The 10,361-nt window shown below is 65.9% G+C and carries 9 protein-coding genes; 4 read left to right on the plus strand and 5 right to left on the minus strand.

Annotated features, from left to right (window positions below):
• Positions 1–4: 4 nt before the first annotated feature.
• The 3 genes from ACIQ67_RS17165 to ACIQ67_RS17175 form a co-directional block, all read right to left on the minus strand.
• Positions 5–1,480 (minus strand): sodium:solute symporter family protein, encoded by a 1,476-nt coding sequence (locus tag ACIQ67_RS17165; protein ID WP_397535595.1) that lies wholly within the window; start codon positions 1,478–1,480, stop codon positions 5–7.
• 221 nt (positions 1,481–1,701) lie between these two features.
• Complete coding sequence (gene ubiB / locus ACIQ67_RS17170; protein ID WP_397535596.1) at positions 1,702–3,261, minus strand: ubiquinone biosynthesis regulatory protein kinase UbiB; 1,560 nt, start codon at positions 3,259–3,261, stop codon at positions 1,702–1,704.
• Complete coding sequence (locus tag ACIQ67_RS17175; protein ID WP_397535597.1) at positions 3,258–3,779, minus strand: hypothetical protein; 522 nt, start codon at positions 3,777–3,779, stop codon at positions 3,258–3,260. Before ACIQ67_RS17175 ends, ubiB begins: the two co-directional genes overlap by 4 nt.
• 173 nt (positions 3,780–3,952) lie before the next feature.
• On the opposite strand from ACIQ67_RS17175, the gene ACIQ67_RS17180 reads away from it, so the two are divergent.
• Genes ACIQ67_RS17180 through ACIQ67_RS17195 form a run of 4 tightly spaced genes read left to right on the plus strand, consistent with a single transcriptional unit; the run spans position 3,953 to position 9,132 of the window.
• Positions 3,953–5,347 carry an undecaprenyl-phosphate glucose phosphotransferase gene (locus ACIQ67_RS17180; RefSeq protein WP_397535598.1) on the plus strand — a complete coding sequence of 465 codons (1,395 nt, stop codon included), beginning with the start codon at positions 3,953–3,955 and terminating at the stop codon, positions 5,345–5,347.
• A 15-nt stretch (positions 5,348–5,362) separates the two neighbouring features.
• On the plus strand, positions 5,363–6,583 hold the full coding sequence (locus ACIQ67_RS17185) for a hypothetical protein (RefSeq protein ID WP_397535599.1): 1,221 nt from the start codon (positions 5,363–5,365) through the stop codon (positions 6,581–6,583).
• A gap of 20 nt (positions 6,584–6,603) precedes the next feature.
• Positions 6,604–7,641, plus strand: a complete 1,038-nt coding sequence (gene galE, locus ACIQ67_RS17190; protein ID WP_397535600.1) for a UDP-glucose 4-epimerase GalE — start codon at positions 6,604–6,606, stop codon at positions 7,639–7,641.
• A gap of 36 nt (positions 7,642–7,677) precedes the next feature.
• Complete coding sequence (locus tag ACIQ67_RS17195; RefSeq protein WP_397535601.1) at positions 7,678–9,132, plus strand: mannose-1-phosphate guanylyltransferase/mannose-6-phosphate isomerase; 1,455 nt, start codon at positions 7,678–7,680, stop codon at positions 9,130–9,132.
• 72 nt (positions 9,133–9,204) lie between these two features.
• Here the strand turns inward: ACIQ67_RS17195 and ACIQ67_RS17200 are convergent, their stop codons facing one another.
• Together ACIQ67_RS17200 and ACIQ67_RS17205 are read right to left on the minus strand one after the other, a co-directional pair.
• Entirely contained in the window at positions 9,205–9,717 is a 513-nt protein-coding gene (locus tag ACIQ67_RS17200; protein WP_397535602.1) for a hypothetical protein, read from the minus strand.
• 212 nt (positions 9,718–9,929) lie between these two features.
• Positions 9,930–10,259 carry a nuclear transport factor 2 family protein gene (locus ACIQ67_RS17205; RefSeq protein WP_397535603.1) on the minus strand — a complete coding sequence of 110 codons (330 nt, stop codon included), beginning with the start codon at positions 10,257–10,259 and terminating at the stop codon, positions 9,930–9,932.
• Positions 10,260–10,361: the final 102 nt, after the last annotated feature.

Raw genomic sequence — 10,361 nt, forward strand, 5'->3', positions numbered from 1 at the left:
CCGCTCAAGCAGCCGCCTCGTCAGGCAGCCCCTCCACATGGCGCTTGTGCAGGTGCCGGTTCTTCAGCCACTGCGGCGCCAGCGATCCAAACAGCATGCCGGCAAATGCAGCCAGCAGGCCGGCCAGCTGGCCGGGGAAGACCTCGCCCCAGGTCGTCACCTGCGGGAAGAACAGCAGCCAGGTGAAGATACCGGCAAAGATCGAGAAGATCGCGCCCTGGGTGGTGGCCTTCTTCCAGTACAGGCCCAGCAGCAGCGGCACGAAGGCGCCGACCAGGGTGACCTGGTAGGCGGAGCTAACCAGCTCATAGATGGGCGTGCCTTGCATAGCAATCGCGTACATCAGCACGCAAGCCGCAAACACGACGATCGTCACGCGCATGGCCAGCAGCTGCTGCTTGTCGCTCATGCCGGGCCGGATCTGCTTGAGGATGTTCTCGACAAAGCTGGTGGACGGCGCCAGCAGCGTAGCTGAGCTGGTGCTCTTGATAGCCGAAAGCAGCGCACCAAAGAACAGGATCTGCATCACCAGCGGCATGTGGCCCATGATGAAGGCTGGCAGCACACGCTGGTAGTCGTTCTGCGCCAAATCCAGGGCCGTGTTGCCCATCACCACCACCGCAGCCAGCACGATGAACATCGGCACGAAGGCGAACAAGATGTAGCTGGCGCCACCGATGACCGCACCGCGCTGCGCCGTCTTGGCATCCTTGGCCGACATCACGCGCTGGAACACGTCCTGCTGCGGAATCGAGCCCAGCATCATCGTGATGGCGGCAGCGAAGAAGAACACCACATCGTGGAAGCTGGGAGCTGGCAGGAAGTTCCACAACTCCTTTTGTGCCGCCATGTCCAGCACCACACCCGCACCGCCGGCCAGATCGGCCGCGAAGAAGGCGATGGCCAGCAAGCCGATCACCAGCACGATCATCTGGATGAAGTCAGTCCAGGCCACCGCCATGAAGCCACCGACGACCACGTAGATCAGCACCGCCAGGGTGCCGACGACCATGCCGACGGCCGGACTCATCGCACCGTTGGTCAGCACGCTGAACACCAGGCCAAGCGCGGTGATCTGCGCTGCAACCCAACCCAGGTAACTCAGGATAATGGCCAACGAGCAGAAGATTTCCACGCCCTTGCCATAGCGCTCGCGGTAGAAGTCGCCGATGGTCAGCAGGTTCTTTTGATAGAGCTTGGCGGCAAAGAACATGCCGACCAGGATCAGGCACATGCCGGCGCCGAAGGGATCCTCGACGATGGCATTCAAGCCGCCTTGCACGAACTTGGCCGGGATTCCCATCACCGTCTCGGCGCCGAACCAGGTGGCGAAGGTCGTCGTCACCACCATGAACAGGGGCAGGCTGCGGCCTGCGATGGCGAAGTCAGCGGTGTTCTTGACACGACTGCCGGCCCAGACCCCAATGGCCAGAGTTCCCAGCATGTAAAGCACGACGAAAGCGATCAGGGTGTTGTTCATGACCGAGGCCTGGATTCAGAGCTTTGCGAGGTTTGGGGATGTCCGAACAAATCGGGGCTGCGGCCCCTGCGCCTGCATCCATGCAGGCAGCAGTATTTCGGGCCGGCGGGATTATCCCCAAATGCGTGGCACTGACGAATGCCAGGGCATTGGGAGAACTCCCCAATGCGCGGGCCAGCGGCGGCGATGGTGGCTGGGCTAGCACCGCCTGCGGCGTCCATTCAGAACAGCGGCCGGGCCTGAACGAGGATGTGCGCCACCAGCAGGCCCACCGTGAAGCCCATGCCCGCATAGAGCAAGGCCTGCAGCAAGCGGTTGGTGCGGCGCTGCTCCTGCAGCAGCACACGCAAGGCCTTGGCCTCGCTCGCGGAGGCCTGCTGCTTCAGTGCATCGTGAAGCAGCCGCGGCAACTCCGGGAAGAGCTGGGCGTAGCGCGGTGCTTCCTTCTTGATCTGGTTAACGAAGGCACGCCAGCCGACCTGCTCGTTCATCCAGCGCTCAAGAAAAGGCTTGGCCGTGGCCCACAGATCCAGATCCGGGTCCAGCTGGCGCCCCAGGCCTTCGATATTGAGCAAGGTCTTCTGCAACAGCACCAGCTGCGGCTGAATCTCGACGTTGAAGCGGCGCGAAGTCTGGAACAGGCGCATCAGCACCTGGCCCAGCGAGATGTCCTTGAGCGGGCGGTCGAAATGCGGCTCGCAGACCGCGCGCACCGCGCCTTCGAGCTCATCCACCCGAGTGCCGGCCGGCACCCAGCCAGAGGCGATGTGCAGCTCGGCCACGCGCTTGTAGTCGCGCTGGAAGAAGGCGATGAAGTTCTGCGCCAGGTATTCCTTGTCGACCTCGGTCAACGTACCGATGATGCCGAAGTCCAGCGCGATGTAGTTGCCGAAGGTGGCCGGCGCCAGGCTCACCTGGATGTTGCCGGGGTGCATGTCGGCGTGGAAAAAGCCGTCGCGGAAGACCTGGGTGAAGAACACCGTCACGCCGTCGCGCGCCAGCTTCTTGAAATCCACGCCGGCCGCGCGGAGGCGCTCGACCTGCCCGATCGGCACGCCGTACATGCGCTCCATCACGATCACTTCGGGGCTGCACAAGTCCCAGTGCATCTCGGGCACCAACACCAGGTCCAGGCCCTGCATATTGCGGCGCAGCTGCGCGGCATTGGCGGCCTCGCGCACCAGGTCCAGCTCGTCGTGCAGATATTTGTCGAACTCGGCCACCACCTCGCGCGGCTTCAGCCTCCGGCCGTCGGCCGACAGGCGCTCCACCCAGCCGGCCAGCGTGCGCAGCAGGGCCAGGTCATCCTCGATGATGTCCAGCATGCCCGGGCGCAGCACCTTCACGGCCACCTCGCGGCCGTCCTTGAGCGTGGCGAAATGCACCTGGGCGATCGAGGCACTGGCCACCGGCTCGGCGTCAAAGGTGGCGAACAGCTCGCTCACCGGCTTGCCAAAGGCCTTCTCGACCAGGGCCTGCGACTGTGCGGCTGGAAACGGCGGCACCCGGTCCTGCAGCTTGGCCAGTTCGTCCACCAGGTCCGGCGGCACCAGGTCGCGCCGGGTCGACAGCACCTGGCCGAACTTGACGAAGATCGGCCCCAGCCGTTCCAGCGCCAGCCGCAGGCGCACGCCGCGCGGCTCATCCCACTTGCGACCCAGGCTGAGCAGGCGGTGCAGCAGGCGAAAGCGCCGCTGCGGCAGGCCCGACAGCGCCACATCGTCGAGGCCGAAGCGCAGCACCGTCCAGACGATGACCAGCAGGCGCGAGAAGTACCTCATGCGCTGGCGCGTCCGCCGGGCATGACCGCGGCCGCGCTCTTGACGAGTGCGGCCAGCGCCGCGCCTGCCGTGCGGCTCCAGCGCGCCAGCTGATGCGCGGCCATCGGCCCTACCAGCGCAGCGAGGTCATCCTCGATGTCCCAGCGCAGGTTCTCAATCAGCCAGTTGATCGCGCCGGCCAGCGCCACATCGCCGCTGACGTTGACTTCGGGACGCTGCCCGCTGAGCGTGGACAAGGCCATCAGCGCCGGGTTGGACGCGTCGATCTCGATCCGCAGCGGCTCGCCCTGCGCCTGATCGACGCGCTCGAACAAACCGGCCGGCGTGATCGCCAGCACCAGATCGGGCGCGGGCGGCAGCAAGGCAGGCCAGCCGCGCAGATGCACCAGCACCTGGCGCCCGGCAAACAGCCTGAGGCGATCCATCGCCACGCTCTCGCGCGAGATGACATGGTTGAGCATCAGGCAGATGCGATCCTGCACCGCCGGAGCCAACAAATTCGACCAGTCTTGCAACATGGGGGGCGATTGTAGGCAGGGCTTCTCGAATCAGCCCGGTTCGGGGTCTTGGAGCGACTCGCATTTACGAGAGAATCCGCGCGATCCGTGCCGTGCGAGGGGCCATGAAGCGCCAACCTCGCAGGCGAACCCGGCCCACGCCGGTGGCGCGAATGGCCTGGAGCCAGCTGACAATGTTTGAGGACCGGAATTACAAGAGGACGTTCTACAGCGCGCCGCAGTCGGTCGAGTCCCTGATCGCCGCCCTGCTTGAACCGGGGCTGATCGTGCTGTGCTATCTGGCCGTCAATGCGGCCTTCGGCGAGCCGGTGCTGCGCTCCACGCTGGTCCTGTGCCTGCTGGTCTTTGCCCTGACCTTCCCGGGGCGCAACCGTTTTGGCGAGCATCCGGCCAGCGCCTTCGTCAACGTGCTCGGCTCCTGGCTGATGCTGCTGTCGATCCTGGCACTGTGCGCGTACGCGACCAGCAGCTTCAGCTATTTCAACGATGACGTGCTAATGTGGTGGGTCGGCCTGACGCCCTTGCTGCAATGCCTCGCCATTGAGATCGGCCGGCGCATCCGCTGCTGGCACAACGCCAGGCCCGAAGCCCGCCGGCCGGCCGTCATCGTCGGAGCCGGCAGCCTCGGCGCCAAGGTCGCGCGGGCCTTGCGCGACGGCGCCGACTCGGGCTCCGTCTGCCTGGGCTTCTTCGATGACCGCCAGCACGACCGCCTGCACGCCGAAGCCGCCAACCAGCTGCTGGGCAGGCTGGACGACGTCAGCCACTTCGTGCGCCGCCACGGCGTGCGCGAGGTCTACATCACGCTGCCGCTGGGCACCCAGCCGCGCATCCTGGCACTGCAGGAGCAGCTGCAGGGCACCACAGCCTCGCTGTTCTTCGTGCCCGATGTATTCGGCATCTCCATCATCCAGGGTCGCCTGCAGGACCTGAACGGCGTACCGGTCGTCGGCATCTGCGAAACCCCGTTCACCGGCACCAATGAGCTGACCAAGCGCATCAGCGATGTGGTGCTGGCCAGCCTGATCCTGCTGCTGATCTCGCCGCTGCTGCTGCTCATCGCCATCAGCGTCAAGCTCAGCTCACCCGGCCCAGTCATCTTCAGGCAGCGCCGCAACGGCCTGGATGGCGAGGAAATCATCGTCTACAAATTCCGCTCGATGCGCGTGCTCGACGATGGTGCCGTGGTACGGCAAGCCACCAAGGACGACCCCCGCATCACCCGCTTCGGCGCCTTCATCCGCCGCACCTCGCTGGACGAGCTGCCTCAGTTCATCAACGTGTTGCAGGGCCGCATGAGCATCGTCGGCCCGCGCCCGCATGCGGTCGCGCACAACGAGCAATACCGGCAGCTGATCAAGGCCTATATGGTGCGCCACAAGGTCAAGCCCGGCATCACCGGCTGGGCCCAGGTCAACGGCCTGCGCGGCGAGACCGACACGCTGGAGAAGATGAAAGCCCGGGTCGAATACGATCTGGAATACCTGCGCAACTGGTCGCTTGCGCTCGATCTTCAGATCATCGCGCGCACCGCGCGGCTGGTGCTGTTCGACCGCAATGCCTACTGAGTGAAGACTGACGACGTGACTCCACGACCCCTCTCCCGCCACGCCGTGCTTCGCTGCCTCGCGTTGAGCCTGGGCCTGCCACTCGCGGCCCTGGACGCCGCCCATGCGCAGGGCGACGCCAAAAGCCCGTTCTATCTGGGAACCTCGCTGGCGCTGAGCCATGTCTCCAACGTGTATCGCCTGCCCGAGGCCAATGTGCCCAACAGCGACGAGGTGCTCACCACCAGCCTGCTGGCCGGCCTGGACAAGCCCTTCGGCCGCCAGCGCTTCTTTGCCGATGCCGCCTGGCGCGACAACCGCTATCGCCGCGAGCGCAGCCTCGACCACGCCGGCTACACGCTGAACGCCGGCATGGACTGGGCCGCACTCGACAAGCTGGCCGGCCGCCTGCTGCTGCGCTCCACCCGCAATCTGGCCCAGTACAACCTCAGCAGCGAACTCGACCCCTTGCGCGCGAAGAACCTGGAACGCAATGAGCTGATGGAGTTCTCGGCCCGCTACGGTCTGGCCGGCAAGCTGTCGCTGGAAGGCGGCCTGGCACATCAGACGCGCGACTTTTCCGCCGCGTCCTACCGGGTGCTCAATTTCAAGCAGGACAGCGCCTTCGCCAGCCTGGGCTGGCGCAGCAGCGGCGCCCTGCGCTTCGGTCTGACCGGCCGCCACACCGAGGGCCAGGGCTACGCGCGCGTGCTGGTCTTCGTGCTGCCCAACGACTATCGGCGCCAGGATCTGGAGCTCAGCAGCGAGTGGACCGCCAGCGCCGCCAGCACGCTGAACGCCAGGCTGGGCGTGAGCCGGATCGACAACAGCAATTCGGGCATCGACAACTTTTCCGGCCTGACCGGTCGCCTTGCATGGGAGTGGGCGCCCAGCGGTCGGCTGAAACTCAACACCGCCATCGCACGCGACACGGTGCAGGAGAACTACTTCAAGGGCGGCAACTCGCTGGGCGCCGAAGTCAACCGCGTCACCAACAGCCTGCAGCTGGGCGCCAGCTACGCGCTGGCGGCCAAGATGCAGGTGGACGCCGGCCTGAACATCAGCCGCATGGACCGCAGCGACAACGGCGCGGCCAGCGAGCGCTCGCAGGGTTTCAACATCGGCCTGCGCTGGCAGCCGACACGCCACAGCCAGCTGGGCTGCCAGTACAACCGCGAACAGCGCCGCAGCGAGATCGCGGTGCTGAACTACAGCGCCAGCAGCACCAGCTGCTATGGCCAGCTGACACTGCGATGAACAACAAGAGGGAGCAAGGGATGACCGTGAACACGAAGAAGAACAAGATCCTGCTGACAGGCGCCGCCGGCTATATCGGTTCGCACACCTGGCTGGCGCTGCTGGCCGCTGGCTTCGAGGTGGTGGGCGTCGATGACTTTTCCAACAGTTCGCCCGAGGTGCTGAACCGCCTGGCCGAGCTGTCTGGGCAGACGCCGCAGTTCGAGCGGGCGGATGTCTGCGATGCGGCAGCGATGAACGCGGTGTTCGAACGCCACAAGATCGCCGCCGTGGTGCACTTCGCGGCCTTCAAGGCGGTGGGCGAGTCGACCACGATGCCGCTGGCCTACTACCGCAACAACCTCGGCGGCCTGATCAACACTTGCGAGACCATGCGCCGCCATGGCTGCAGCCGCATCGTCTTCAGCTCCAGCGCCACGGTCTACGGCGCGCCGGAGTCGCTGCCGCTGCGCGAGGATGCACCGGTCTCGGCGACCAACCCCTACGGCCAGACCAAGCTGATGGGCGAGACCATCTTGCGCGACCTGGGCGCTTCCGACCCCGCTTGGCAGACCGCTTGCCTGCGCTACTTCAACCCGGTGGGCGCGCATGAGAGCGGCCGCATCGGCGAGGACCCGCGCGGCATTCCCAACAACCTGATGCCCTATGTGGCCCAGGTCGCCGTGGGCCGGCGCGCCGAGCTGGCCGTGTTCGGCGACGACTACGACACCGTGGACGGCACCGGCGTGCGCGACTACATCCATGTGCTCGACCTGGCCGAAGGCCATGTGGCGGCGCTGCGCTACCTGCTGGCCGGCAGCGATGGCATTACCGTCAATCTGGGCACCGGGCGCGGCAACAGCGTGCTCGAGGTGGTGCGCGCCTATGAAGCCGCCAGCGGCCGGCCCGTACCCTACCGCATCGCGCCGCGCCGCCCGGGCGACGTGGCCGCCTGCTACGCCGACCCCGCGCTGGCGCTGGAAAGACTGGGCTGGCAGGCCCGGCACGACCTGCGTCGCATGTGCGAGGACAGCTGGCGCTGGCAGCAACTCAACCCCAAGGGCTTTGCCGCAGCCTGAGAACACAGCAGCACATACAAGGAATGGGAGCTCGTGATGAATGGTGAACAGATTCAGGTGCAAGGCGTGATCATGGCCGGCGGCAGCGGCACAAGGCTGTGGCCGCTGTCACGCGCCGGCTACCCCAAGCAGTTCCTGGTGCTGGAGGGCAATGCCAGCCTGTTTCAGCAGGCCGCGCAGCGCATCGCCGATCTGGCGGGCCCGCAAGCGCAAGACCTGACCCTGCTGCCGGCGCTGATCGTTGGCAACGAGGAGCACCGCTTCCTGGTGCTCGATCAGCTGCGCGAAACCGCGCTGGAGCCCGGCGCCGTGCTGCTCGAACCCATGGGTCGCAACACCGCGCCTGCCCTGACGCTGGCCGCGCTGCAGGCGCTGGAAGACGGCCTGGATCCGGTGCTGGTGGTCACGCCCGCCGACCAGACCGTCACCCAGCCCGAGGTCTTCACCGCCGCGCTGCAGCGCGCGGTGCGCGAGGCGGCCAATGGCGCCATCGTGATCCTGGGCATCACGCCCGAGCGGCCCGAGACCGGCTACGGCTATATCCGCACCGAGCAGAAAGGTGCCGCGCTGGCCGTGGCGCAGTTTGTCGAGAAGCCGGATCTGGCCACCGCCGAACGCTATCTGGCCGAAGGCAGCTACTTCTGGAACAGCGGCATGTTCGTGCTGCGCGCCAGCAGCTGGATCGCGGCGCTGGGGCGCTTCCGCCCCGACATCCTGGACGCCACGCGCCAGGCCTTCGCCGCACGGAAGGTGGACGACAAGTTCGTGCGCCCGGGCAAGGCCGAGTTCGGCGCCGTGCCCAGCGAATCGGTGGACTATGCGGTGATGGAGCGCTGCCCCGGCAGCGACATCCCGCTGCTGATGGTCGAGCTGGATGCCGGCTGGAACGACCTCGGTGCCTGGGAAGCCGTCTGGCAGGTCGGTGCCAAGGACGAGTTCGGCAATGTGCTGCGCGGTGACGCGCTCGCCAGCGACAGCCGCAACACCCTGGTGCAAGCCACCAGCCGACTCGTCAGCGTGGTGGGGCTGGACGATGTGGTGGTGGTCGAAACGCCGGACGCTGTGCTGGTGGCCGACCGCAGCAAGAGCCAGGACGTCAAGAAGATCGTGCAGCAGCTGCAGCAGAGCCAGCGCGGCGAGATGAACCTGCACCGCAAGGTGCACCGCCCCTGGGGCTGGTACGACAGCATCGACGCGGGCGAGCGCTTCCAGGTCAAGCGCATCATGGTCAAGCCGGGCGCCTCGCTCAGCTTGCAGATGCACCACCACCGCGCCGAGCACTGGATCGTCGTTTCCGGCACCGCCGAAATCACCAACGGCGACAAGGTGCTGCTGCTCAGCGAGAACCAGAGCACCTACATCCCGCTCGGCCAGACCCACCGCCTGGCCAATCCGGGCCGCCTGCCGCTGGAGATCATCGAGGTGCAGTCGGGCTCTTACCTCGGTGAGGACGACATCGTGCGCTTCGAGGACACCTACGGGCGCAAGTAGGCGTCCGTGCGCTGAAGCGGCGCGCCCGCTGCGCGCGGGTGCGAGGCTCGGCCTGCGATCAGGCGGCGCTCATCAGCAGCCGCACATCGCGATCGCCTGGAAGGTTTGTGGCGCGCGCCCGGCTTGCTGAACCCTCACCTCCGCCTTGTAGTCCGTGTACTCGCAAGACTCGCCTTTGGTCTTGGCACAGCTGCTCGTCCCGGGAGCATAGGAGATCCGCGCCTGGATTCGTTCTGAGGCGTACTCGTCGATCCAGCGGCCGCGCTTGTCCCCCTTCACTGAGTTGCCTCGATGCGTCTTGTGGGGGAGCTCGATGGCTTGGCCGTCAAGCGTCAGATGAAGCGGATCCTTCACTTCGAGCCCGGTGAAGAAGTGCACGACGGGCTGTGCGGAGGAAGGCGAGCACGCGAGGTTCTTCACCCGGACATGGCAACCGCACGCGAGCTTCTCGCCCGCCACGCAGCCTGGCGGTGCCACGGCCTGCGCCTGTGCCTGAGCTCGCGCCGAGGTGGCGATCAGCGAAGGAATGGCAAGCGCCGCCAACAGCAGGGCGACGATGTGCAGCAGGGTTCTCTTGGCTCGCATCACGCTCAATCTCTACACACTTCAACGGCGGGCCCCCAAGCCCGTGACGACGACACGACTTTGGCGCTCCCTTTGGCCGCGCGATTCGCGCCTTCCATGGCGCCCGGCTGAATTCAGGGCTGCAGTTTCAGAGACAGTTGGCGGCTTCGTACAGCGGCCGGATGACCAGTTCGCCAAGGCAGCGCGGCCACAGCAGAAAGGCGGCTTGCAGCTTAACCCTTGTAGGCCCGGATGGACCGGACCTTGCCGTCAAGGTCGAGCTCGATGGTGTCCACGACTTCCAGCTCCACTGAGTTGTTGACCACGATGCGAAGCCGGGCCGCAGCGCATTGATGTCCCTCGAAGAACTGTCGAACCCGAATCTGAAGCTGCGCTGCCTCACGAAAGTTCTTCAGTGTCTCTGCCAGTACCGCCGCCTTGCCGTGCGCTTCAAGGTTCCAGTCCTGAAGATGCACGTCATCGGCCAGCAGGGCCGCAATGGCATCAATGTCCTTGGCCTCGTAGGACTTCAAGAATGCAGCGAGTACGTCGATGGGCTTCACGGTCTGGGTTCTGATGCTGAGTTGAGGGATTCTTGTTGAGGCCCGCAGCCGCTGAACGATGCAGGAAGCGGCGACTTACGCAAGCCGCAACGCCGCCTTTGC

This window comes from Roseateles sp., from assembly GCF_044373315.1.
Lineage (GTDB): Bacteria > Pseudomonadota > Gammaproteobacteria > Burkholderiales > Burkholderiaceae_C > JACDQM01.